We start from the raw sequence: 26,144 nt of genomic DNA on the forward strand, positions 1-26,144 counted from the left end.
ATCAAGGTTCAGACAAAAAAATAGCGATGAGCACCAACCCATCGCTATCTCTATCTAAAAATTATTTCAATTACTTTTTACCACCCGATTTCTTCGCCACCGGCTCAACTTTCTTGCCTTCCGGTTTCTTTGGTTCCGGTTCGACGGCAGCAGCTTCCTCTTTCATTTTGCGTACGCCAACAAAACCGGCGCCGCCTAAAGCAAGCAGCAGCAATATCGAGCCAGCAAGAGAAATTTTCTCGCCTGTGTAGTATGATGCCGGGTGGAACACAAATTCAATTTTATGGTTACCTACTGGTATTTGCGCCGCACGCAGCACATAATCAGCACGGAAATATGGCTTTTCAACGCCATCAATAAGCATTGTCCAGCCTTTTTCGTAATAAATTTCAGAGAATACAGCCAGTTGATTGCTTGTTGAACCGCTCTCATAAATCATATGGTCAGGATTGTAACTTACCAATTTGATAGTACCGGCAGTATCAAGTCCCAGCGCCTGCTTTTCATCAATCAGCTTCTTGTACCGCTGGTCAACAATGGCCTCATCCTTCGGAGCGAAGGCACTGATCGCCGTCATCTCCTCATCGGCGTTCTTAGCATACTTAAGGCTTTTTACAAACCAGGCATGGCCGCAGGCCGTTGGGTTTGCAAACATCTTAACGTTGCGCGATGTGTCTGTCGTAATAATATACTTGGCGTTCAACATATCCAGCACGTCCTGATTTGGAGGGCTTTGCGACAGGTGACTATCAATCAACTCATCATAACGTTTTAAACGCGCTGCCGAATAACCGCTTACTGATTTATGGAAAAACCCATTAAACTGGTCGAACTTGACGTTGGCAGTCGCATCATACACCCTGAAATCGGGGTCAGTGTCGCGCATAATAAAATTGTCAACTTCGCGTGGTTTTACCTGGTTGTCCAGTTTATCGGCAAAATTGGCATCTTTTAAATAACGTTTACTAACCTGCCATACATCGCCTACAGTTAACACAAGCAACAGAACCGAAAATACCAGCGTATTTTTTATCCTTTCCTTAATAAATGCCCACAAAAGGCCAAATGTCAGTACCACAAATATCAACGACCTGATGGCGTCGTTGCGCTCCAGCGATTCCCTGTCACTAACAATGGCTTTTGCCACGCTGTTTGCAAGGGCACTGTCGCCCTTAAGGGCTTGGGTAAGGTAAGTTATCCCGGTTTGGTAATCGGCTCCTTTAAAGCTCAGGAAAATACCCGGCATTACAATCAGTACAAACAGAAGGCCGCCTGTGATGTAAAACGCCAGTTTAAGCTTTTTAAATATGATAGCCTTATCGTCAGTGTCAACAATTTGCTGCACCGCTAAAAATGCCAGCACCGGGAAACAAAGACTGGTAACCGCAATTATCGATTCAACCGTGCGGAATTTGTTATAAAGCGGGAAGTATTTAAAGAAAATATCTGATACTAAAGGAAAGTTACTGCCGAATGATAGCAACATAGTTAACACTACAGTACCCAGCAGCCACCATTTAAGCCTGCTTTTAACAACCAGCAAGCCAAATAAAAACAGGAAGCATATTACGGCGCCAAAATAAAATGGCCCCGATGTGCCAGGTTTATTACCCCAGTACAGGGTAAGCCCCGGGAAACTTTCAACAACTTGCTGAGCTGTGAGAACCGCCCGCTGCTCGTCGGCTCCTTTAGCCAAAAACACCTTGGCCGTTTCCGAATTTTGATCGAGCGTTTCCGGCCCAGAGCCAAAGCTAAAGGCGTTCGGCACCAAAAAGGTAAAACACTCGGCAACACCCTGGCTGTACTGGTAGGCATAATCTTTGGAGAGGCCGTCGCTTGGTTCCTTGGTATTTTGTTTTAAATTCGATTGACCGCGGTAACTGTCTTTAGCGTACTCGGCAGTACTCCATAGTAACGAAGCATTTATAGCGAGAGCAAGCAGCGCAGCACCCGCCAGGTAACCCAGCGACTTCAAGAATGGTTTTGTATTTTTTGCCTTCAGCGCATGGTACAGCTCAATACCAAGGAATATCAGTAGCGCCAGCATCAGGTAATAAGTCATCTGGATGTGGTTGGCCCTTATTTCCATCGCCAAAAAAAGTGCAGTTAAGGCACCACCGGTAAAATACTTGCCCCTCAGGGTAAGTATTATGCTGCCTATTAAAGGCGCGAAAAAAGCGATTGCAAAAACCTGGTTTGAATGCCCTGCGACCAGCAGGATAATATTATACGACGAAAACGTAAACGCCAGGGCCCCGGCTGCCGCCAGCCACGGCTTTACCTTTAAAACGCTTAGTAAAAAATAAACGCCGAAGAGCAGCAGCAATACCGTATCAACGGGGTTGGGAAATACTGTTTTTAAGGCAGATACAACGTGTGTGGTAATATTATCCGGGTAGGGCGCCCATATCTGGAACGTTGGCATACCGCCGAATATCTGGTTGGTCCACAAAATGGTGACGCCTTTTTCCCTGTAGTCGTTTATCTCTTTTTGGGTCGACTGGGCGCCGGTAACATCCGACTGTCCTAACACTTTACCCTGGAATGCCGGGGCGAAGTAAATAATGCATATCACAAAGAAAATTACACCTATCAAAAAGTGAATGCCATTTCGCTTAAACCAATTGTTCATCTAAGTTTTTTAAAAAAGAGCTAATATTAATTCCTCAAAAATAGAAATTAGTATGAGAAAGTGAATTATATGTTTGATTGATTTATCGGGGTCGTAAATTCCGGAATTCTGTATCCAAAAAATCGGGCACCGAACGTCCGAAGTCCGACATCATTGAACCGCTTTTTCATCTACATGAAAAACACCGGTGGTCTGCAAAATATGCCACGGGTAAAGACTATCGTTGCTATCAGCGCCTACCCCCTCCATGATAGTACCATCAGGGCTTGTTATCTCAACCGGTTTGGTGGACTTAAATGTTTTGGCAGTCTTATCGTATGTCAATTCTTCTGATTTAAACACATCCCCGTGTGCACTCGTGGCTACAACATGCCGCCTGAATTCAATTAGATTCTCTTTCTCGCGCTGAATGGCATAGTCTGATACAACACTGCCGCTTTCTTTTAAATTACTGTCGTAAAAAGTTATTTTAATGCCTTTGGGAAACTCTTTGTAGGGCTTGGGAGTATTGTCCGAATAATCAATCATCAGCGGCCCGGTCACATGTGCTTTAACCTTCGCCGAGTCGCTGTAAATTATATCAACATCTGTGGTGCGCGAAATGGGTTTATCCTCTTCTTTAGAAGCAATTTTCTTGATGTCGTTCAACGAATTCTCGCACGAGCAAAACGCAAGCATTATGCCCGCAAACAGCATTAACTTAATTGCCCGGATATTCATATTGAAGAAGAATCAAGCGTCAAGATACAAGAATCAAGATAAAAATCACAAACAAGCCTTTACTGTAAGCAAATCCAACTCCTAAACGAATTATTGGAACTTATATTTTTGGAACCACTTATCGTTTAGCGTAAAGCCTAAATGTATGTTAACGTAGTTTTCTTTAACTAACGGGTTGTCCGCAGTGCCCAGGGTACCTCGTTTACCAATTTCGGCCGATATGTTTATTTTATAAAACGAACTTAGCGTTTGTGACGGCGCCAAAGGCAGGCCGAGGCCAAATGTAACTGCATACCTGTTGATGTTGGTATTATTTATATTTAGGTAAGTTTGGTCGTAAATAAACCCTAAACGGTAGTCAACCCGCTGAAAATAGTTACGCAGCGCGTTATTGTCAGGTGTAAACTGCCCACCCACAGCAAACGTTTTGCTGTTTTGTACATTTTGAGCTTTAGCCCCGTCAATGGTCAGGCTGCTCCAGTTACCCAATGTTAAATCAGCGCCCACCAAAAATTTGTTGTCTACCTGGTACGACAGTCCAAAACGGTTAATGGAAGGCAGTTTTATTTTCGATTTTTCGTTCTGGTGGTTAACTATCGAGTCGGCTGGGGCATTTTCGTTACCGCTGGCGTCGTAAGTGTACTGGCTTACTATGTATGATGAGGTATTGGTAATACTATTCGCCGTTGAAGTTGAATAACCCACTGTAAAGTGCCTGGTATTGTTCGCCCAATCGAACGAATACTGAAGGCCTAAATCATAGTTTAAGCCGCCAACGCTTTTGCTGTCTTCAATGCGTGAGTTTAGTGTGCCATATAATTTAGGAACCTCTGTAGACGCCGTTTGAACTATGTTACCGAAAATATAAGAGGCATTAGCGCCGATTGACAGATGGCCTATGCCAAACCCATAGCCTATATATGCCTTTGAAAGGCCTCCGGTGCCGTTATACAGGTAATTTACAGCATTGGTATCAGTCGGCAAGTTCGATTTAAAACTCGACTGTACCTGTTTATAGTTATATCCCACCTCGCTATACGGCATTAAACCAAAGCTAAGCGCCGACCGTTTGCTAACCGGCACGGCAAAATAAACGTGGCTAAGCCTGAAGTTTGAGTTACGTACACTGGTTTGCTGTAATTGGCTCAACCCAATTGAGTTTACATAAATACCGACATCAAAAGTGGTGTAGTTGATAAACGCATACGATGCAGGGTTCTGTACGTTTATGGTGTTGTAATTATTTATTTTGTTGATAGCGGTTGATATGCCGCCCATGCCCCTTTGTTGTGGCGTTACAGCCTGGTCTATATCACCCAGCCCGTATCTTGAATAAGGCGAACTTGTAGTAGCGGATGTTTGTGCGTGTGCCCCGTATACAGAAACAGCAAGTATTAGTATTATAAAAACCCTGGTATATTTAATCATTATTAGTTTGTATGGCTGCGTTTAATCCTTTTAGAACCAAGTGAGGCTCAATTTTTATATAGGGGGCAAAGATGCTATTTTTTAGCAGCGTATCAAAAAAAATACTATCACCGCCGCTAAGCACAATATTCAGCTCTTCCCCGTTTTTTTTATAGCTTTTTATAAAGCCTTCCAATTCATATTTTATCCCGTTTTGCACCCCGGATATTATCGCCGATTTTGTATCGTTGCCGCTGTCGGCGGTAAAACTTTCATCGGCTTTTATCAAAGGCAAACCGGCTGTATAATTATTTAATGCCTTATAACGCATATTTAAACCCGGCGATATACTGCCCCCAAAATAATTTCCCCGGGCGTCAACCCAGTCGTAGGTAATGGCAGTGCCCCCGTCAATTACCACGTTGCTTTTACCAGTGTACAGGTGGTATGCACCTATTACTGCGGCCAGCCTGTCGAGCCCGAGCGTTTGTGGGGTTAAATAATGGTTAGTTATGCCACTTGTCATCCCGGCACTAAAATACACCAGCTTTACTTTACCGGCCAGTATATTTTGCCACTCCTCTTTTTCTTTTTTTACTGATGATATAATGGCCTTACCGATGGCATAATCAGCGAGGGTTTTATCAATTATAGTTTCATCAACCTGGCCGTACTGTTCTGCCTGCAACAGCCTGTCGTGCTCAAAAACAGCAATTTTTGTAAACGTATTGCCGATATCGATAACCAGGTTCATTTATTTTAAGTCTTGAGTCGCGATTCATAAGCCCTAAGTCAAAAAACAATGACCCGATGACGTAATGACCAAATGACTATGCCTTTACGAGTGACAATATCGATTCAAAAATTGCCAGCCCGTCCTCGTTAGCCACTAATGCATCCGATGCGCGTTCAGGGTGAGGCATAAAGCCAAACACGTTACGGTTTATATTGGTGATACCGGCAATGCTATCCAATGAGCCGTTAGGGTTCGATTCAGGTGTTACCATACCATACTCATCGCAATACTTAAACAGCACCAAATCATCGTCATATAACGATTTTAAAACATCAGCGTCGGCAAAATAATTACCCTCGCCATGTGCAATAGGTATTTTAAGCGCCCTTTCAGGGTCTATCTGCGCAGTGATCAACGAATTTGTGGTTTGCGCCTTCATATAAATGTTGCGGCAAATAAATTTTCGATTTTCGTTATGCAGCAATGCACCCTGTAACAGGCCGGCTTCGGTTAATACCTGGAAGCCATTGCAAATGCCCAAAACATAACCGCCGCGGGCAGCAAACTGTATTACTTCGGTCATGATAGGCGAAAAACGTGCAATCGCGCCCGAACGCAGGTAATCGCCAAACGAAAACCCACCCGGTAAAACAATAAAGTCGGCACCCTGTAGGTCGTGGTCTTTATGCCATAGGCGGACCACCTGCTGGCCCATTATTTTTTCCAATACATAGATGATGTCCTCATCGCAATTAGAACCCGGGAAAACAACTACTCCAAATTTCATTAAATTGATTTTTTGTGTAATAATGGTACAAAACTAATATAACAGCCGTGATTTGAACGAATGTAAAAGTTAAAAAGTGTTAAACTGAAAATAGATGATGCTGATTAGCAGCAATAAATACAAGCTTTCGTAAAACCATTTGCTTTTGGCGTACAAAAAATAGTAAGCAAAAAACACCGCAAGCGGTACTGTGCAAAGCAAAAAATGGTTTAAAGTGAACGGCGTTTTTACGTAAAATGACAAGCCCGCCATCAAAAAAATTACAAACAACAACTGGAACGATTTACGCACCTGTACATAGCTTTTAAAAAAGTTTTGCTGCAGCTTAAAAAAGCAAAGTACCAGTATGGCTATAACGGGTATAAGTACCAGGTAGTTGTAATAAACAATGTTAATTGTATCCGGAAATTTGGTGGCTAGCGGCCGCCAGATAGCCGGAAACCGGTTGATACTGTCGGATAAAAAATAATACACAGCCAAAAAGAAAAATATGGTCACATATCCAATAATGCTGGCCACAACCTCGCGCCAGTTAAACGGGCGGAAGATAAACAGGGCTATCCACAGCACCAAAAACAGGTAGATAAAGGGTAAATAAATTACCGAACCGATAGCAACCATCATCCCCAAATCATACGCGGCCGACTTGGCATCACTACTTTTATAAAAACTGAACAGCCTGAAAAGCATCCAGATAATCAAAAAATTACAAATAAGCGGCGGGCTCAATACCAAAAACGATTTAAACAAAGCCGTTGCAGTAACATACATTAAAGCAGGCAGAAACGTAGGCTTACCCAATAAGTTAAAGTGATTTACCAATCGGTTTATCAGCAGACTTTGTATAAACACAATGGCTGCGGCCAGCAAAACATTATAAGCGGTAACTGCCGGGTTAATATACGAGCCAGGCGCAATTAACAGCCGCGCAACAGGTTCAGCAAATGCAAATTCGGTTGTAGCCGGGGCGGTAAGCAAATAGCCCGCCCGCGACACAAATAGCACTACAACAAGCAGTAAAATATTGAACGGATTAAGCGTTTTAAAAAAACCAATCATTAAGGGCGTATTTGCGCTGCGAAATTAGCACAATTGTCGTTAGGATAAAACTATAGGGTGATAATAGCTGGTAAATAACAAATATCGAACACCGAATTTTGAATGTCCAACACCCAAGAACCCTTCATCATTCGATATTGGATATTCGATGTTCGATATTTTTTCTTCTAAAACTTCTCCTCCATCATCTTCTCCAATGCAAACATCTCATCCCTCAACTTGGCCGCTAACAAAAAGTCCATATTCTTCGCAGCGGCAAGCATTTCCTTTTTGGTATTTTCTATCGATTTTTTCAAATCGGGCTTGGTCATGTAGGCCACAATAGGATCGGCGGCAAGGCTAACCATGTCGGCTTCTACGTAGGCTTTCTGTATGCCGTCCTTAAAGTCCATTACCGATGTTTGCTCCATTATCTGTTCACGGGTTTTGCCCACAGTTATTGGGGTTATACCATGTAATGTGTTATAAGCAATCTGTATCTCACGGCGACGGTTGGTTTCGTCCATGGTGATCTGCATCGAGTCGGTAATTTTGTCGGCATACATAATCACCCGACCCCGGTCGTTACGGGCGGCGCGGCCAATGGTTTGTATCAACGATTTTTCGCTTCGTAAAAAGCCCTCCTTATCCGCATCCAAAATAGCCACTAACGATACTTCGGGCAAGTCCAAACCCTCGCGCAACAGGTTGATACCTATCAGCACATCAAACTCGCCAAGACGCAGACCGCGCAAAATTTCCACGCGTTCCAGTGTTTTTACTTCAGAGTGTATGTAGCGGCACTTAATGCCCAGCCTGTCCATATATTTTGCCAGCTCCTCGCTCATGCGTTTGGTCAGGGTGGTAACCAGCACGCGGTCGCCCATTTTGATGGTCTTGTCCACTTCTTCCAGCAAATCATCCACCTGGTTTATTACCGGGCGAACGTCAATCACAGGGTCGAGCAATCCGGTTGGGCGTATCACTTGCTCAACCACCACGCCGCCCGATTTCTCCAGTTCAAAATCAGCCGGGGTTGCGCTCACATATAAGGTTTGCGGGGCCAGCTTCTCAAACTCCTGGAAGTTGAGCGGCCTGTTGTCCAGTGCTGCTGGCAGGCGGAAACCATAGTCAACCAACGAGATCTTTCTCGACCTATCTCCGCCATACATAGCCCGTATTTGTGGCACAGTTACGTGGCTCTCGTCAATAACCATCAGGTAATCTTCCGGAAAATAATCCAGCAAACAGAACGGCCTTGCACCCGGCAAGCGACCATCAAAAAAGCGGGAATAATTCTCAATGCCCGAGCAATAGCCCAGCTCGCGTATCATTTCTAAATCGTAATTCACCCTTTCTTCCAGGCGCTTAGCCTCCAGGAAGCGGCCATCGCCAATAAATTGCTTTTTGCGGGTTTCCAGCTCTTCCTGTATGGCCCAGATAGATTGTAAAAAACGCTCGCGCGGGGCAACATAAAGGTTGGCCGGGTAAAGCACCATGTGCGTCATTTTTTCCAGCGTTTTGCCTGTGCTCACGTCAAAGCTGGTCAGCTCCTCAATGTCATCACCAAAAAAGGATATACGGTAAGCGTGGTCCATATAAGCCGGGAAAATATCGACGATATCCCCTTTAACCCTAAAAGTGCCACGTTTAAAATCGGCAGTGGTGCGCGAGTACAATATCTCAACCAACCGGTGCAAAAATGCATTTCGTGCTATACGGGTGCCAACAGCAAACTTAAAAACCGAATCCTTAAAATCCTCCGGGTTACCCATACCATAAATGCAGGAAATGGACGACACCACGATCACATCCCTCCTTCCCGACATCAGTGCCGATGTGGTGCGCAAACGCAGCTTTTCAATCTCCTCATTTATCTGCAGATCCTTCTCGATGTAAGTATTGGTTGTAGGGATAAATGCTTCCGGCTGGTAGTAATCGTAATACGATACAAAGTAGTTGACCGCATTGTCAGGGAAAAACTGCTTAAACTCACCGTAAAGCTGTGCAGCAAGCGTTTTGTTATGACTTAAAATCAACGTAGGCTTTTGCGTTTGCTGTATAACATTGGCAACGGTAAACGTTTTACCCGAACCGGTAACCCCCAGCAGGGTCTGGAACGGATCGCCATTATTTACACCTTCAACCAGTTGCCTGATGGCTTCGGGCTGGTCGCCGGTGGGAGAATATTGGGAAGTAAGTTTGAAATCCATAGTGTAAATACAAAGTTAACGATTAGCGGTTAGAGATTAGTTAATTAGAGGTCAGTTTATCTCTAACATATCACCATCGTATTAATTTTAATTTGCTAAACAAAATCAAAATAACAATGTGTTAATGACAACGGTATGTCAACAGGAATTTATAGATTTAATTTTACGTAAATTTATACCAGCATGCCAACTAATCGCTAACCTCTGATTAACTAATCTCTAAAACATGACCTTCATCCTCAACGAAACCAACACCGTCGCCAATAAATTTTTGGCCGAGCTGCGCGACAGCAGCATACAGCAGGACAAGGCCCGTTTCCGCAATAACCTGGAGCGCCTTGGTGAAATAATGGCTTACGAGATGAGCAAATCGCTTAAATATGGCGAATACGAGGTGCAGACACCTCTGGGTTTGGCAAACATAAACCTGCCCGAAACTGATTTGGTGTTAGGTACCATCATGCGCGCCGGGCTACCCTTTCACCAGGGATTTTTAAATTATTTTGACAATGCCAGCTCGTTGTTTGCCACCGCCTACCGCAAAGTAAAAAAGACAGGCGCCTTTATCATTAATATCGACCATATCTCCACTCCCGACCTTGATGACAAAACACTAATAATGTGCGATACCATGCTGGCCACAGGCCAAAGCCTGGTGCAGGTTTGCAAAGAGCTGATAGCGCAATACCAGATAAAGGAGCTGCACATTGCTGCCGTAATAGCCAGCACCGAAGGTATTACCCACGTGCGTGCCAACCTGCCCAAAGCAAAGCTATGGGTATGCACGGTGGATGAGGAAATGACCAGCAAATCATATATAGTGCCGGGGTTGGGTGATGCGGGGGATTTGGCGTTTGGGGAAAAGGTGCATTGATTTCGGATTTCGGATGTTCGATTTCGGATTTTTGAATACGGAAATCGGAATGCCGATTGCGAAATGCATTGCATGAGAATAAACATTTTTCTCCTTTTCGTCATGCCGAATTTATTTCGGCACCCCACGAGACGGTTTATCCGGGTTATTTAGCCTCAATGTTCCCGCCCAACTTAAAACGTTTGTACCAAACCAACGCCAGCTCAATTATAAGGCTGTAAAGAACACAATCAAATATGATAATACCCAAAAAGACTGTAGTATTTACATATTTATTAAAAAAACTAACGCTATCTATAAATGTAATTGGAAGAACCAACAGTTTAAATATCCATCCGGCTATTGCAACCAGCGATTGAGTAACTATGCTATTATTCTTAAACCCTGCATCGTCGTTTCCAACTACCAAGCCGGTTACCATCGCTAAAACGATAAAAATGACAATCAACAAAAACAATCGCTTAAAATTTATCACCTTTAACATATAGCTTTGCAAAATCAGTTTAAATATACCTGATTAATCCCAATGGCTGAAGATAAATCCGAAATCGAACATCCGAAATCCGAAATCAAAAAATACAAACACATCTTCTTCGACCTCGACCATACCATCTGGGATTTTGACAAAAACGCCGAAGAAACACTGCATGAGTTGTATGAAATTAACCGGCTGCACGAAATCGGCGTACCGGCCGCTACGGTGTTTATTGAAACCTACACCCGCAACAACCACCAGCTTTGGGCCGAATACCATACCGGCAAAATAACCAAAACTGAATTGCGCGAAACCCGCTTTAAACGAACTTTTATCGAGTTGGGTGTGCACCCCGATATATTGCCAGTTGCGTTCGAAGATGATTACGTAAAGCTTTGTCCCACAAAAACAAACCTTTTCCCACACGCGCACGAGACATTGGAGTACCTGCAAAGCAAATACACGCTGCATTTAATATCCAATGGTTTTAAAGAAGCTTCAACCCTAAAAATCGGAAACACCAACATCGGCAAATATTTCGACAAGGTGATTATATCCGAAGTGGTAGGCATTAACAAACCCGACAAAGCCATATTTGAACACGCGCTAACCGTTGCCGGCGCCCAAAAACACGAAAGCATAATGATTGGCGACAGCCTGGAAGCCGATGTGTACGGTGCTTTAAATTTTGGCATGGATGCCATTTATTTTAACCCGTTTAATGCTCCCAAGCCGGATGATGTGCCGATGCAGGTGAATGGGTTAAGGGAGTTGATGGGGATATTGTAACAAATTTCAAGGAGCGATTCAGTTCAAATTTATATTATTCAAAGACGCATCCCTTATAACTTTATTAATCTCATATCTTTACATAACGAATTAGCAAATTTGATAATGGTCGTTATCGCAATAATTATGGGACTCCTCGTTCTATGGGGTGTAGTCGATTATAATAAAAGTACAAAAGAGCAAATTATCCGCCAAAACGGGGGACTAAAAAGACTTTACCCGAATTTTATTGAATATTACAATTCTGATTTCGCGATAATCCATACGCCTTTTTGTCACGCCAAACCAACTTTTATCAGTGATTCAAGCGGCAAAAATATCGGTATTACCTACGGAACAGACCATATAATTGAAATGGGAATCGAACATTCGTCAATTGTCGAATATTACTGCTGTGTACATTATCAGTTTGGTCAAAACTATTGAAAAAATTAAGCGTTACGTAACAAATAGAGAAAAAGAGTTAACAATAGTTGAATATCATTTAGTGTTTGTTGAGTTATACGAACAATTAAGTCAAAAAGTTAATCTCGAAGAGGTATTCCGATTTAATTACAAACAAAAACTCACTTAGGATTAACCATCAGAATTCAGTTCTACTTTAAATCAAATTGCAATTTATTATCTAAATTTGTAATCATGACACAACGCACCTATCGAATATTACTTACACCTGAAGACGAAGGGGGATTTAGTGTTTCTGTGCCGGCATTGCCTGGTTGCTTCACACAAGGTGAAACTATTGACGAAGCTATAGCAATGGCTAAAGAGGCCATCACTTTATATGTGGAAAGTTTGGAAGAAGATGGTGAGCCAGTGCCCGATGATAGCAAAAGCCTTGAATATTCTTTGACGTTCGCATCTTAGTGCATGAAATCCTATACGCCTAAAGAAATCATTTCGATACTAACTTCAAATGGCTTTGAACTCGCCCGCACCAACGGAAGCCACCAAATTTACGTCAACAGAACAAACGGTAAACGGACTATAGTGCCAATGCACTCAAAAGATTTAAAGAAAGGCACCCTGCATGGGATACTTAAACAAGCCGGAATTGATTTGAAAGATTGACGAAAATATTCCAGAACAATTATCGTACGGGCGTATTACGTACGCCTTAGTGCTTAAACGTTTCGCCAATTGGGTGTATATATGGTACCCCCTACGCCTAATTTTGCGTTGTATATCTTTTATCACAAATCATTTAAAACCCCTACCTTTATTACCATGAACCTGCATAAAGAGCGCAAAGCCATTGATGCCGCACTGGATGATTACCGGGCCAAACTGGAGACCATCCCCGAGGAGCTTTTTACCGAAACACCGCCGGGTGGTGGCTGGTCGTATGCCGAGGTTTACTCGCATATTTTAAAGGCGACATTGGGCTCTTCAATCGCGTTGGAGCGTTGCGCACACAATAATTGCGAAGCCACTACAAAAGGGCCTAACCTAATGGGCCGTTATTTAATGCTGATTGGGAGTTTTCCCGTAAAGTTAAAAGTACCCGAAGCCACATCGGCAAAAATGCCCGCCGAAAAAATCAGCAAAGAAGAAGCTAAAAACCTGCTGGTAAAATGCCGCAAACGCGTCGACGATACTGCTCCCATCTTAAAAAATTCATTACCAACCTCGCGCATTAAGCACCCACGGCTTGGCATGCTGAACGCTGGCCAATGGTTTAAGTTTATTCGCGTACATTTATATCACCATTTAAAGCAACTAAAACGGATTGAAAAAAAATTTCAGTCAAAATGAAACCTTTTACATTTAACACAGTCTTAACAATTAAATAATCCATTTTAACGTTATTTGTAAAAATCTTAAAAGATGCATTTCGAGTTAGGATATATGGTTGTAGGCAGCTTACTATTTTTAGTATGCATTTACTATGTAAGTCCATTTGAACTAAAAGTTAATGACGACGACGAAGAAGACTAATCGTTGCTTATACAATGCTCCTGTATTTTTCCGGTGTAGTTTACCGGGCGGAGAAATATCCCCCCAATTTTAATGGCAAAACGCGAAGTTGATATTGTAGTTATATCCGACGTGCATTTAGGTACATACGGATGCCACGCCAAAGAACTGCTCAAATACCTAAAGAGCATCAAACCCAAAATCCTGATTTTAAACGGCGATATTATCGATATATGGCAGTTTAGTAAATCGTACTGGCCCGAAACACACATGAAGGTGATTCGCCGCATACTAAAGTTTGTGACGGATGGTGTACCTGTATATTACCTGACCGGAAACCACGATGAAATGCTGCGCAAGTTTGCCGATTTCAATATGGGCTCGTTCCAGTTGCTGAACAAAATTGTATTAAATATCGACGGCAAAAAGGCCTGGATATTTCATGGCGATGTGTTCGACGTCACCATGCAACACTCCAAATGGCTGGCCAAACTGGGCGCCGTGGGTTATGATACGCTGATACTGATCAATAGCTTTACCAACTGGCTGCTTACCGCCATGGGGCGCCAAAAAATGAGCTTCTCGCAAAAAATAAAAGCCCGCTTCAAAGAGGCTGTAAAATTCATCAACCAATTTGAACAAACTGCGGCCGACCTGGCTGTTGAAAAAGGTTACCAATACGTTATATGCGGCCATATCCATCATGCCGAAATACGCGAGATGCAGGCGACCGATAGCCCCGGCTCGGTGCTTTACCTGAATTCGGGCGACTGGGTTGAGAGCCTCACCGCCCTCGAATACCAAAACGGCAACTGGACTATTTTTAAATATGAGCCTGCAGACTTTGATACCGACGCCGATGAAGATGACAAAACCGATGCTGAGGATTTGGATGCAAAACTGGACGTGAGCAGCCTGCTTGCCCGGTTTAAACAGGAACAGGATTAATATTTGTTGAAACGTCTGAACGTTGAAAGGTTGAAATGTTAGGAAAAACCTTTCATCTTTCAATCATTTGAACATGAAAAATCAATAATTATTCAACAAGTTTGCGATAATCAAAAAACTTTACGACAAATAAGCAACGTTTCAACTTTACAACCTTTCAACGTTCCAACTTCGACCAATGAAAATCCTCTACGCCATACAAGGTACCGGTAACGGCCACATCAGCCGGGCTCGCGAAATTGTGCCGCTGCTGCAGCAACATGGTGAAGTTGATTTACTGGTGAGCGGCACCGAGGCCGAGGTGACGTTGGCACAGCCGCTTAAATACAAGTTCCATGGGTTTAGCTTTGTGTTTGGTACCAACGGTGGGGTTGATAATTGGGCCACTTTTAAGCTGATGAACACCCCCCGGCTGTTTAAAGACATCTTTACCCTGCCGCTAAAGCAATATGATCTTATTATAAACGATTTTGAACCGGTTAGCGCCTGGGCCTGCAAGTTGCAGCGGATACCTGCCGTGTCGTTAAGTCACCAGTGCTCATTTGTATCACCAAAAACACCGCGCCCAGCCAAATGGAGTTATGCTGAGTGGCTGCTGAAATATTATTCGCCAACTGCCCACCATATAGGCTTCCATTTTGAACGGTATGACGATTTCATCCATACCCCGGTTATCCGCAGCGAAATACGCAGCCTGGTTACCTCAAACCTGGGCCACTACACCGTTTACTTGCCTGCTTATGACGATAAACTGCTTGCCCGCGAGTTGAATAAAACCAACAAGGAATGGCATATATTTTCCAAACGACAGAAAACACATTATACCCAGGGCAATGTGAAGATTTTCCCGGTAAACAACCAGGATTTTAACAACAGCCTGGCAAGCTGCGAAGGCCTGCTCACAGGCGGCGGCTTCGAGGGCCCGGCAGAAGCATTGTTTTTGCAGAAAAAGGTGATGATGATACCCATGAAGGGCCAGTACGAGCAGCAATGCAATGCACTGGCGGCGTCAAAGCTGGGCGTTCCGGTAATCCACGAAATTGACGACAAATTTATTTACTACGTTAACAACTGGCTTAACGACGGCAAAAAGGTGCATGTAGATTTCCCAGATGAAACTGCGCAGATTGTGGATGATATGGTGAAGAAGTACGCTCGCAGTAAATAATTCGCCATTAAAACTTAGGACAAACCACCGATGGATTGGTCGTATGCTTAAATACATAGCTAATTGATAGCTCAAACCCGCCCTGCCCGCTGGTTGCATTTTTAAAGGCCGAGGTATTAAAATCGTAGCTCACCCCTATCACCATGTTCTTAAGATGATAGCCTACATCGGCTACCGCAGCATCACCAATGCGGTACATGCCGCCGAGGATAAGGCCGTTATCGTCCTGGAATTTCATTTCGGAGTATACGCCCAGTGCTTTAATAGCATTGCCTTGCTGACTTATATAAACCGCGTGCGGAATAACGTCAAAATCGTCGGATGCTTTAATTTTCACCCCGGCATGGGCGGTAAAACGCATGGGTAGCTTGCTGGTAATGCTGCCGCCGTTAGTAAAAGGGTCTTTAGGCGAAGTTAAATGCGCCACGCTTACACCACCAAAAAAATTGGCCGGATGCGTAGGGTCACCATCGTAATAAAAAACGCCTGCACTGGCGTCAAATACGGTTGCGCTGGTGGTTGCAAACGTTTCAAAGCTGGCCGCGGTAGGGTCATATCCTATCACCGGATTATACTGGTCGTCAAACTGTAGCCTGCTTGGATCGAAACTACGGTTGATGATGCCTGCCTGCAAACCGAAACGCAGCTTTTTAGTCTCATCGTCAGATACCGAAAAGCCATAACTATACGATGCATAAGCAGCAAAATAATTCCAGCCAGCAGTACCAGCGGCCTGGTTAATAATGTTAAGACCCAGTCCCGATTTTTCGCCAGCCTTAAAGTCCATAGAAATGCCACCGGTCTTGAAGCCGCCCGGTATGGCGTTCCATTGGTTTTTAGCATTGGCATTTATACGCAGGTCGCCGTCAAAAACGCCGGTAAGCGCCGGGTTTAGCCAAAGCGGGTAGGCATAATACTGTGAAAAATGAGGGTCTATCTGCCCCTTAGCAGAGCCGACAGCCATCAATATAACAGATATAAATACAATTATCTTTTTCACCGTAATAATGTAATCGTTCCTTTTTTATTCACCTTCTCGCCGTTGGTTAAGGTAATTTCAACATAATAAACATACACCCCGGCCGGTTCTGCTTTGCCTTTAAAAGTGCCGTCCCACCCGTTTTGCTGGCTTTGCGACATAAACAGCAACTCGCCCCATTGGCTGTATACATAAAACTTAAGCGTCTTAATATTTTCGTTGTGTACATACACCACATCGTTTTTGCCATCGCCGTTGGGCGTAAAGGCATTGGCGACAAACACCTGGTCGATAAGGGGGTTAACCGCAAGAGCTGTTACCTGTGTTGAATTAGCGCTTTCCTTGCAGCTAACATCGCCGGTGGCGCGCACAATTAAAGTAACGCTCTGCCCAATTTGCAAGCCGGTAACCGTATGGGTGTTACCATTGCTGCCCGAACTTGGCGCAGTAAACGTTTGCCGATTGTCGGTGCTTACCAGGTAGCCGTCCGCACCGCTAACCGGTGACCATTCAAAAGTTATATTGGGCGCCTTTAAAGCTATAGCCTGTGGTACAGGGGCAGGTAATGGCTGTATTATTTGTACATCGGCTTTGGCGCGGGCTGCTGATGAGCAACTGTTGTTTACCGCTTCCGCATAGTACGAAGTATTGGCGTTGATGGGCGGTGTGGTAACGCTGTTGCCGGTAAACAATATGGCACCACCGGTTGCAGATGCATACCAGTTTACGGTAACGTCAAGGTCCGTATTGTTTGATACCAGTGTGGCTGGGTCGCCGGGGCAAACGTTAGCGCCCTGTGCCGAAATAGTTGGCAACGGAATTGCCGACACATTAACGACAGTGCGCGATGTGGAGGTACAGCCAGACGAGCTGGTGGCATCAACATAATAAGTTGTGTTATTGCTTAACACCGGTGTCGTAAAATCGGGGCCGGTAAAAACTGACGTACCACCTGTGGCAGCTGTGTACCAATTGTAAGTCAGGCCGGCCTGGGGGGTCAATATGTTTAATATTGCCGGCGAGCCTGCACAGGTTGATACCGGGTTTGTTTGCAGCACGGGTGCGGCCGGTACAGTATTTACCGTTACGGTTGCCGGGGTTAATACCGGGCTGGCACAGGTTCCGTTTGACGCCTCGACATAATAAGTTTGGGTGGCATTTAGTACCTGTGTGACAAAACTTGTTCCCTGGAAAACCGCATTACTTTTATCCGGTGAATCGTACCAGACGTAGGTAAGCGCCGGGTCGGGCGAGGTAATTGAAATAGTTGTGGTATTGCCGGCGCATATCGGCGTTATTGTGTTGATAACAGCGTTTGCAGGTGTTTGGTTAACCGTAATTGTTGCCATAGCACTTTGAAGCGGCACCTGGCAGGCGCCCGACGTAACATCGCGCCTGTATGAAGTAGTTACGGTTATCGTAGACGGGTCATAATCGATACTGTTGGCGCCGGGAATCAATATCCAGGTCGCCCCTTTGTCGGTTGAACTATACCATTTATACTGAAATGAATTGGGGCCGTCACCGCCATTTGGCGGGCTGCCCGAAATAGGTTGCGGATCGACACTTACACAATACGGAAAAGGCGGCACCAATATGGTATTGCTTGTTATCGGCTGGGTAATATGTATCTCAATCGCAGCACTTATCAGCGGTGTGCTGCATATCGCTGATATTACCACCCTGCGGTAAAACATAGTCGTAGTTAACGAAGGCGGATCGAAATCCTTACCCGTTTGGCCGTTTATATCGGTAAAATGCGCGTCAACATTATCCGGCGATTGCTGCCATTGGTATAAAGGCGATCCATCACCCCCTGTCGGCGTGCTGCCGGTGATCACCCCGGCATCGCCCGGCCCGCAAAATTGGGTTGTTGCAGGTGGGGTGAGTGTATTACCAACCAGGGCTGGTTGTATGGTGATAACAACCGGGGCGCTTATTGATGGTATTGAGCAACTGCCGGATGTAACCGTGCGATGATAATAAGTTGTTTGAGTAATGGGAAGCGGATCATAATTTTGATTTGTGGCGCCGTTTATAGGCTGATACGTATTGCCATCAGGCGAGGATTCCCACTGGTATAAAGGTATTCCACTCCCGCCCGTAACCACGTTGCCATTAATTACTGTGGGATCGCCGGTTGCACAAAAAGTTGTAGCACCAGATGGGGTGATGGTATTCGCTGAAAGCGCTGGCTGGATGGTGATAACAACCGGGGCACTTACTGATGTTGTTACGCAACTGCCGGATGTAACTGTGCGACGATAATAAGTTGTTTGGGTAATGGGAAGCGGATCGTAATTTTGATTTGTGGCGCCGTTTATAGGCAGATAGGTATTGCCATCCTGCGACGACTCCCACTGATATACTGGTGTTCCACTCCCACCCGTAACCACGTTGCCGTTAATTACTACAGGATCTCCATTTGCACAAAAAATTGTAGCACCAGATGGGGTGACGGTATTCGCAGAAAGCGCCGGTTGGATGGTAATAACCACCGGGGCGCTTACTGATGGTGTTACGCAAGTGCCGGACGTAACTGTGCGACGATAATATGTTGTTTGGGTGATTGGAACCGGGTCGTAATTTTGATTTGTGGCGCCGTTTACAGGCTGGTACGTGTTGCCATCAGGCGACGATTCCCATTGGTATCCCGGTGTTCCATTCCCGCCCGTAACTGCGCTGCCATTAATTACTGCAGGATCGCCAGTTGCACAAAAAGTTATTGCACCAGTTGGATTGATTGTATTTGCAGAAAGCGCGGGCTGGATTGTGATAACAATCGCGTTGCTTTTTAACGGCGTGCTGCAAGCGCCCGATGTTACCGTGCGCTGGTAATAAGTTGTCGCTGTTAGCAGGCCCGGATCGTAATCCTGGTTGGTGGCGCCGGGTATATCATTAAATGTTCCCCCATCAGGCGAGCTTTGCCATTGATAGTTATAGAACCCGTTGCCGCCTGTTGCCGCGTTCCCTATAATAACCACCGGGTCGCCGGAGCCGCAAAAAGTTGTAATGGCCGGCGCTGTTATGCCAAAGTTGCCCAAACCGGGCTGTATAGTTATGGTGATTACCTGGGCGCTGGGCACAGGCGTTGAGCATGCTCCAGAAGTTACCATGCGCCTGTAGTAAGTTGTAGTATTTATAACCGGCCCGTGGTAATCTTGACTGATGGCGCCTGTTATGTCGGTGAAAGTTACACCGTCGGGCGAGCTTTGCCACTGGTATTTAAAGGTACCTGTGCCACCGTTGGGTATATTACCGTTAATAATAAACGGGGTAGACTTTATACAGAACGAAGTAGTCGCCGGCGAAAACAGCATATTATTTGTTATCGCGTTTAAAATTGTAACCTTAACTGTGTTGCTTTTTTTGGCCGGTGTACACGTGCCCGATGTTACAATACGCTGGTAAATAGTTGTTACAGTTACGGTAGGTGGGTCATAGTCGGGGTTGGTGGCGCCGGATATGTCGCCGAAAGTGCTGCCGCCATCCGTCGAGCTTTGCCACTGGTAGGTATAGTTACCATTACCTCCCGAAGGAACGCTTCCCGGGATTATCGCCATATCACCGCTGGCACAAAAAGTATTAAGGGGGGGCTGTGTGATAGTATTGTTTGAAATTACGGTAGTTTGGTTTACCGTTAAATCGGTATACGAATCGTAAGCAGTGAATGCCCCTATAATTATACTGCGCCTGAAAGTATACAGTTTTGGCGCATTTGCATTGCTTGTAAGCGTGGCGGTTGTATAGTCAGCGCCGGTGTTTACCCCCAGGGCGTATGTCCAGGCGCCAGTTGCCTGATTAAGTATTTGCCATTTGTAAGTGCCCGACCCTGGTGGAGGCGGGTCGCCGGTTAAAGTTGCTGATGTTCCACTACAGATGGGTGCAGCGCTTCGGGCGCGTAATACATTTACCGAATAGAACGCTTGGTTTACATCGAGAGTATATCCAACAGCGTTGGTAAAATCCTGTGGAGCGCCTGATGCGGGTGATACCACAGCAGTAGCCGGGTTTGTTATTATTGTAGGTACCAGCGCCGTTAAATTCTGGCCGGCGTGAACTGCTATACCAATGGAATGATTGGTTTCATCAATGACTTCGGCAGCAATTTGTTGCGGAATTTTAAAAGAAATAATTGCAGGCGCGGCCGGCTTTTTTTTAACCGCAACTACATTTAAAGGCTTCAAATAACCGGCATCAGCGCAAAAACACACGGACATGAAAAACGCCAGCAGTGTTAAAAAACGCATGCCTTTGTTCGTCATATCAATATAAAACACCTTAAGGTTTATCTGCTCAATAAGTATCAATAACGCCGATTATTAAAAAGTATATAAAGCTACCATTACACAGCCTGTTTAAAAAATATTTCTTTCGTGCTCCGATAGTTTTTTAAAGAATACTCAATAAAAATAAGGCAATTTAACACCCGTGCTAAAATTACTTATTAGTTAGGTGTTAATAATGGCAAAACCGGCCCGAGAGACACAATTAAATATCCAGGCAATTATCAGCTTTATAAAAAACTGACGTCGACTTGCGGTAAAACAATCCCGGCGAAATACCGCTGAAAGATAGCTCTTTAAATCCTTTATCTTTTAAAAAGCTGATACCCTCTCCATAAAATTCGCGCTCCGAATCATCCAAAACAACCACACCATTTGAGGTTAATGCATCAACAGTCTGCTTGCAGCAGTTAACCCGGTCGCGGCCGTCGACAATGATAATGTCAAACTTTTTTTCAAGTTTTAATGGCATGCGGCAATAGTCGCCATCGCGCACCAGCTCACAAAAAATCATTTCAGAATTTTCGGGTTTGGTACTTACAATTTTTTCGAACCAAGCTTTGTCGTGCTCAACTGAGACTACTTGCGCGGCGTATTTTGCGTAGAAAAATGTAGAATTACCAGAACCAAATTCAAATACTGAAAGCTGCTTTGTTAAATGCGTTTTTATAAAATCAATAAACGAATAAGTAACCCATGGAATGGGGTTGTTATGCTCATCAACCGGTGTTTTATGGTGATACGCATTAAACCAGCCAATCTCGTCTAAATAACCTTTTTCGTTAAATGAAAGGAGGGTTTTGAGTCTTTTGGGACTGGCAAATACTTTATAAAGCAACTTGAGTTTACTCATTTTTTAATGATTTTTTGAACCAGCGAAATTAGGAATAATGATTTTAACATCATTACTCCCTGCTCGCTAACTTTCGGTATCAATATAATTACAAATGTGGCGCTTGCATAGGCAACTAAAGTTGAAATAGCGGCACCCATCATCCCCATGTGTGGTATTAATATTAGGTTAAGTACAATGTTAATTACCGCGCCAAACCCAGTGCGGATAAAGGTTAGCTTGCTGAAATTTTCGGCAATTAAATACTGGCTGCTGGCCGCGCCCAAAAACACAAACACCCCCGACCATATGTGCACCGATAATGCAGGCGCTGAGTAATAGTATTCGGGTTTGAAAGGTAAAATGTGATAGATTAGCGGCGAGGCAAATGTTACTATGACGGCTATTGGTAAACTGATGTAAACCATCAGGTCATACAGGTTTTGAATACGTTTTTTGTAACGTCCGGGGTCGTCACGTTTAGCGTTTAGGATAGCCGGGAAAAGCGTGGTAACAATAACTGCAGGAATGAAATTCCACACTTCGCTTAAATTTGCAACGGTTGCATAAGCTCCCGCTTCTTTTGCGCCGGAAATATTTTGCACCATCAGCAGGTCTATCTTCATATACAGGGCAACCATAATACCTGAAATGATAAGCGGCCACGAATATTTCAACAGTTTTTTGGACAATTCGAAATTGAATGTCCAGTTATAAACGCTGCGTTGCTTGCGTTGATAGGTAAAATAATAGCCTATAGAAAGCAGTAAAAAGTCGAACGTGTAGGCGTAAACAAACCAGATAAGCGGCATTTGCAGGTGTATCAGCAATAGCTTAACCGCAGCGGATACCAGGTTGCCTGTAATTTGAACCTGCATGATGTACTTTGACTGCACCTGGCTTTGAAAATACGAATCGATGACGTTGAAGGCCTGTATAATGCCTATTGCGGAAAAAATCAACACATAATGATAGGGCGTCCCCTTAGCGGGGTAAATGGTATATGCCAAATAAATAATTGGAACGCAGCAAAAACCGGCAAATATCTTCATCCAAAAGGATGTGCCTAAAATTTGGTCCCTGTTTTCAGGAAATTGATGAAGTTCTTTAACAATGAATTGGTCGAGGCCAAGTGCGGCCAGCGCAGAGGCGAAGTAGATGTAAACCGTACCGCCGGTTAAAATGCCATTATTTTCGCGGTGCAGGTAGTTGGCTACCGCTATCCCCACAAACATTTTTATCGCCAGGCTGCCGATGCGGCCAATAAACATCATCCCGGTATTTTTAAAATACTTTTCGAGGGCCTGCTGGTCAAAACCTGGAATATTGGGGAAACGCATATATAAATTAGAATCAGGAGCCAAGATACAAGAATCAAAACAGAAGTTGAGAGGCGGCAATTAAGAATAGACAAACAAAACGTAAAAAGAGCCAGTGAAAGGTTCTTTCCTGGCTCTTGATTCTTATGTCTTGATTCTTTTTTCTTACTGATTCACAAACTTCTTAGCGTTAACCCTTCTTTCGTTTTCGTTCAGGAAGATTTTACGCATACGGATACTTTGCGGGGTTACCTCGATGTATTCGTCAGCCTGTATATACTCCATCGATTCTTCCAGCGAGAATTTAATGGCAGGTGCAATACGCACGTTGGTATCGCTACCCGATGCGCGCATGTTGGTTAACTGTTTGCCTTTGGTAAGGTTAATCACCAAATCGTTATCGCGGATGTGCTCGCCTAAAACCTGGCCTTCGTAAATATCAACTCCCGGATCGATGTGAAAACGGCCGCGGTCCTGCAATTTGTCAATTGCAAAAGCAGTGGTTTTACCGGTATCCATTGATACCAATACCCCGTTTGAACGACCAGGGATAACACCTTTCCATGGTTCGTATGATTTGAAGCGGTGTGCCATAATAGCCTCGCCGCCTGTAGCAGTTAATACGTTGTTACGCAAACCGATGATACCGCGTGCAGGGATATCAAATTCTAAATGCTGCAAATCGCCTTTTGGTTCCATCACAAGCAAATCGCCTTTGCGCTGTGTAACCAGCTCAATTACTTTACCCGCAACTTCGCCCGGTACATCAACTATCAGAGTTTCAACAGGCTCGCATTTAACACCATCAATTTCTTTAACAATTACCTGTGGCTGGCCAACCTGCAACTCATAACCTTCGCGGCGCATGGTCTCGATCAGTACTGATAAATGGAGAATACCACGGCCATAAACCAGGTACGAGTCGGGCGAGTCGGTTTCAATAACCTTAAGCGCCAGGTTTTTTTCCATTTCTTTATATAAACGGTCGCGCAGGTGGCGGGACGTTACAAACTTACCCTCTTTACCAAAAAATGGTGAAGTGTTAATGGTGAAAAGCATGTTCATGGTAGGTTCGTCAATATGGATAACCTCCAATTGCTCCGGTTTTTCAAAATCAGCAATGGTATCGCCAATATCAAAACCATCAATACCCACAACGGCGCAAATATCACCCGAGCTTACGGAGGTAGCTTTAACTTTACCAAGGCCCTCAAACGTGTATAATTCTTTTATGCGCGATTTTTGAATAGTGCCATCGCGTTTTACCAGCGATACCGGCATGTTTTCTTTAATGGTACCGCGTGCAACACGACCAATTGCGATACGACCCACAAACGAAGAATAATCCAAAGAGGTAATCTGCATTTGTAAAGTACCTTCGGCAATTGGCGCAGGAGGAATGTTTGCTAAAATAGCATCCATCAACGGGAAAATGTTATCGGTAGGCACCTTCCAGTCGGTGCTCATCCAGCCTTGTTTCGACGAACCGTAGATAACCGGGAAATCCAGCTGGTCTTCGGTAGCTTCAAGGTTGAAGAACAATTCAAATATCTGTTCGTAAACTTCTTCGGGGCGGCAGTTTTCTTTATCAACCTTGTTCACCACAACAATTGGCTTAAGGCCTAAGGCCAAAGCTTTTTGGGTAACAAAGCGGGTTTGTGGCATAGCGCCTTCAAACGCATCACACAGCAATAAAACGCCATCGGCCATTTTCAAAACGCGCTCAACCTCGCCGCCAAAGTCGGCGTGACCAGGAGTATCAATAATGTTGATTTTAACATCCTTGTACATTACCGAAACGTTTTTTGAAACGATGGTAATACCACGTTCGCGCTCCAGGTCATTGTTATCCAGTATCAGTTCACCTGTCTGTTCGTTGTCGCGGAAGATAGAACAACTGTGTAATATCTTGTCAACCAAAGTAGTTTTGCCGTGGTCAACGTGAGCGATAATCGCTATATTTCTTATTTTTTGCATGAAAATGCGCCTCTAAATTTTGCGCAAAGGTACGGTTATTTAGTGGGATTTGAAAGCCCAAGCCGCTTTTTGCCTAAAACCAGCCAAATGGTGTTAATATTTAATAATCAGTTTTTTAAAAATTAACACAGCTGCCTGCAAAAAACTGCAGAGATACGGTCCCCCTGCACACCGGTCGATGCACCGGCTTTAATTAATCACAAGCTAAATAGTTCCCCGGCTACTAACTATCATTTTTAAAAGTGAGATGCGTCACTTCGCTGTCAAAACCAGAGCTGTACTTTGCGGCGGTTCAAAAAACCAGGCTTTATTAATTCAATATAACTCTATTTCTATCATGCAACTTCTTTCAAAATTGTTTTTATGAATAGTAGTTTTTTAGCCTACATACAGAAACTGGAAGCAATGGCTTTTTTTTCCGGCTATGCATTAGTTTATACAGTTATCCTGTTTATTTTGGGGAACAGGCGGCTAAAAGGAAAACTCAGCGACAGGGTAATTTCGTTTTTGCCAGCCTCATATGCGCTTATAAGTATCTTATTCCTTGGTTTTCAATTAAAAAAACTTTACCCGGATTATTCATTCGAACATATTCAGTTTACCATTCAACAGCCTTTTTTGGTTATATGGGGGCTTCTGCCCATCGCTTTCCTGGCACCATTCTTTTACAAGCGGCCTGTTTTAAGTTTACTGCACAGCTGCCTGTTTTTCTATTTTGTGGTAAGTGATTTATTTTTTTTGGCGATAACTCCATCGGCCGATAACAACATCGTTAAAAATGATATGCGGGTTTTAGCTGCCAGTATAATCCTAAACCTCGCCTTACCCGGCCTTATAACCATCCTGTTTCTGGCTTTTAGTTATTTAAAAAAGCGCAAGCCGCTATTTGTAAAAAAACTGGGTAGCAGCGGCATTATTCTAGGCCTATTTAACAGTAAAAATCACAAATAAAGCTGTTCTTAAATTAGTGACGAGGGTCATACTAATCGCACACACCCGTCATTAAATTGTAAAAATTCGCACCATACATTTGATGACATAATAGAT

At 44.1% G+C, this 26,144-nt stretch carries 22 protein-coding genes; 9 read left to right on the forward strand and 13 right to left on the reverse strand.

Features of this window, described 5'->3' with window-relative positions; genetic code table 11:
* Positions 1–70 precede the first annotated feature (70 nt).
* The 7 genes from NAF19_RS05110 to uvrB form a co-directional block, all read right to left on the reverse strand.
* Positions 71–2,632, reverse strand: a complete 2,562-nt coding sequence (locus tag NAF19_RS05110) for a putative glycosyltransferase family protein (protein WP_252788737.1) — start codon at positions 2,630–2,632, stop codon at positions 71–73.
* Between the two features lie 150 nt (positions 2,633–2,782).
* On the reverse strand, positions 2,783–3,352 hold the full coding sequence (gene lptC / locus NAF19_RS05115) for an LPS export ABC transporter periplasmic protein LptC (protein WP_252788738.1): 570 nt from the start codon (positions 3,350–3,352) through the stop codon (positions 2,783–2,785).
* Between the two features lie 90 nt (positions 3,353–3,442).
* Positions 3,443–4,780, reverse strand: a complete 1,338-nt coding sequence (bamG, locus tag NAF19_RS05120; RefSeq protein WP_252788739.1) for a BamG family beta-barrel-assembly machinery protein — start codon at positions 4,778–4,780, stop codon at positions 3,443–3,445.
* Entirely contained in the window at positions 4,773–5,513 is a 741-nt protein-coding gene (locus NAF19_RS05125) for a type III pantothenate kinase (RefSeq protein WP_252788740.1), read from the reverse strand. The genes bamG and NAF19_RS05125 overlap by 8 nt, the downstream gene beginning before the upstream one ends.
* Positions 5,514–5,589: 76 nt before the next feature.
* Entirely contained in the window at positions 5,590–6,282 is a 693-nt protein-coding gene (gene purQ / locus NAF19_RS05130; protein ID WP_252788741.1) for a phosphoribosylformylglycinamidine synthase subunit PurQ, read from the reverse strand.
* Between the two features lie 69 nt (positions 6,283–6,351).
* Complete coding sequence (locus NAF19_RS05135) at positions 6,352–7,341, reverse strand: DUF6427 family protein (protein ID WP_252788742.1); 990 nt, start codon at positions 7,339–7,341, stop codon at positions 6,352–6,354.
* 167 nt (positions 7,342–7,508) lie between these two features.
* A complete protein-coding gene (uvrB, locus tag NAF19_RS05140) occupies positions 7,509–9,533 on the reverse strand; it encodes an excinuclease ABC subunit UvrB (protein WP_252788743.1) in 2,025 nt (674 codons plus the stop codon).
* Between the two features lie 226 nt (positions 9,534–9,759).
* Here uvrB and upp point away from each other — a divergent pair, with 226 nt between their 5' ends.
* The gene (upp, locus tag NAF19_RS05145; protein ID WP_252788744.1) at positions 9,760–10,407 is read left to right on the forward strand and encodes a uracil phosphoribosyltransferase; all 648 of its coding nucleotides are present in this window, start codon (positions 9,760–9,762) and stop codon (positions 10,405–10,407) included.
* Positions 10,408–10,552: 145 nt separating this feature from the next.
* Here the strand turns inward: upp and NAF19_RS05150 are convergent, their stop codons facing one another.
* The gene (locus tag NAF19_RS05150; RefSeq protein ID WP_252788745.1) at positions 10,553–10,891 is read right to left on the reverse strand and encodes a hypothetical protein; all 339 of its coding nucleotides are present in this window, start codon (positions 10,889–10,891) and stop codon (positions 10,553–10,555) included.
* Positions 10,892–10,933: 42 nt separating this feature from the next.
* On the opposite strand from NAF19_RS05150, the gene NAF19_RS05155 reads away from it, so the two are divergent.
* The 7 genes from NAF19_RS05155 (at position 10,934) to NAF19_RS05185 (ending at position 15,704) form a co-directional block, all read left to right on the forward strand.
* Positions 10,934–11,671, forward strand: a complete 738-nt coding sequence (locus tag NAF19_RS05155; RefSeq protein WP_252788746.1) for a YjjG family noncanonical pyrimidine nucleotidase — start codon at positions 10,934–10,936, stop codon at positions 11,669–11,671.
* A 126-nt stretch (positions 11,672–11,797) separates the two neighbouring features.
* Positions 11,798–12,097, forward strand: coding sequence for a hypothetical protein (locus tag NAF19_RS05160; protein WP_252788747.1), 300 nt, complete (start codon positions 11,798–11,800; stop codon positions 12,095–12,097).
* A gap of 213 nt (positions 12,098–12,310) precedes the next feature.
* The gene (locus NAF19_RS05165) at positions 12,311–12,538 is read left to right on the forward strand and encodes a type II toxin-antitoxin system HicB family antitoxin (RefSeq protein WP_252788748.1); all 228 of its coding nucleotides are present in this window, start codon (positions 12,311–12,313) and stop codon (positions 12,536–12,538) included.
* 3 nt (positions 12,539–12,541) lie between these two features.
* Entirely contained in the window at positions 12,542–12,742 is a 201-nt protein-coding gene (locus NAF19_RS05170) for a type II toxin-antitoxin system HicA family toxin (RefSeq protein ID WP_252788749.1), read from the forward strand.
* Positions 12,743–12,898: 156 nt separating this feature from the next.
* On the forward strand, positions 12,899–13,426 hold the full coding sequence (locus tag NAF19_RS05175) for a DinB family protein (protein WP_252788750.1): 528 nt from the start codon (positions 12,899–12,901) through the stop codon (positions 13,424–13,426).
* A 255-nt stretch (positions 13,427–13,681) separates the two neighbouring features.
* Entirely contained in the window at positions 13,682–14,536 is an 855-nt protein-coding gene (locus NAF19_RS05180; RefSeq protein WP_252788751.1) for a UDP-2,3-diacylglucosamine diphosphatase, read from the forward strand.
* 178 nt (positions 14,537–14,714) lie between these two features.
* Positions 14,715–15,704: a glycosyltransferase family protein gene (locus NAF19_RS05185; protein WP_252788752.1), complete on the forward strand. Its 990-nt coding sequence runs from the start codon at positions 14,715–14,717 to the stop codon at positions 15,702–15,704.
* Positions 15,705–15,711: 7 nt separating this feature from the next.
* Here NAF19_RS05185 and NAF19_RS05190 read toward each other — a convergent pair whose 3' ends face one another.
* The 5 genes from NAF19_RS05190 to typA all read right to left on the reverse strand — a co-directional run bounded on the left by NAF19_RS05190 (position 15,712) and on the right by typA (position 25,097).
* Positions 15,712–16,704 carry a PorP/SprF family type IX secretion system membrane protein gene (locus NAF19_RS05190; RefSeq protein WP_252788753.1) on the reverse strand — a complete coding sequence of 331 codons (993 nt, stop codon included), beginning with the start codon at positions 16,702–16,704 and terminating at the stop codon, positions 15,712–15,714.
* Positions 16,701–20,993, reverse strand: a complete 4,293-nt coding sequence (locus NAF19_RS05195) for a T9SS type B sorting domain-containing protein (protein ID WP_252788754.1) — start codon at positions 20,991–20,993, stop codon at positions 16,701–16,703. The genes NAF19_RS05190 and NAF19_RS05195 overlap by 4 nt, the downstream gene beginning before the upstream one ends.
* A 181-nt stretch (positions 20,994–21,174) precedes the next feature.
* Positions 21,175–21,822, reverse strand: a complete 648-nt coding sequence (locus tag NAF19_RS05200) for an FkbM family methyltransferase (protein ID WP_252788755.1) — start codon at positions 21,820–21,822, stop codon at positions 21,175–21,177.
* A complete protein-coding gene (locus NAF19_RS05205) occupies positions 21,819–23,141 on the reverse strand; it encodes a flippase (RefSeq protein ID WP_252788756.1) in 1,323 nt (440 codons plus the stop codon). Before NAF19_RS05205 ends, NAF19_RS05200 begins: the two co-directional genes overlap by 4 nt.
* A 144-nt stretch (positions 23,142–23,285) precedes the next feature.
* On the reverse strand, positions 23,286–25,097 hold the full coding sequence (typA, locus tag NAF19_RS05210; protein WP_252788757.1) for a translational GTPase TypA: 1,812 nt from the start codon (positions 25,095–25,097) through the stop codon (positions 23,286–23,288).
* A gap of 363 nt (positions 25,098–25,460) precedes the next feature.
* Between typA and NAF19_RS05215 the strand changes: the two genes are divergently transcribed.
* Positions 25,461–26,048, forward strand: coding sequence for a hypothetical protein (locus tag NAF19_RS05215; protein ID WP_252788758.1), 588 nt, complete (start codon positions 25,461–25,463; stop codon positions 26,046–26,048).
* Positions 26,049–26,144: the final 96 nt, after the last annotated feature.

The sequence above is a fragment of the Mucilaginibacter flavidus genome (genome assembly GCF_024055575.1).
GTDB lineage: Bacteria > Bacteroidota > Bacteroidia > Sphingobacteriales > Sphingobacteriaceae > Mucilaginibacter > Mucilaginibacter flavidus.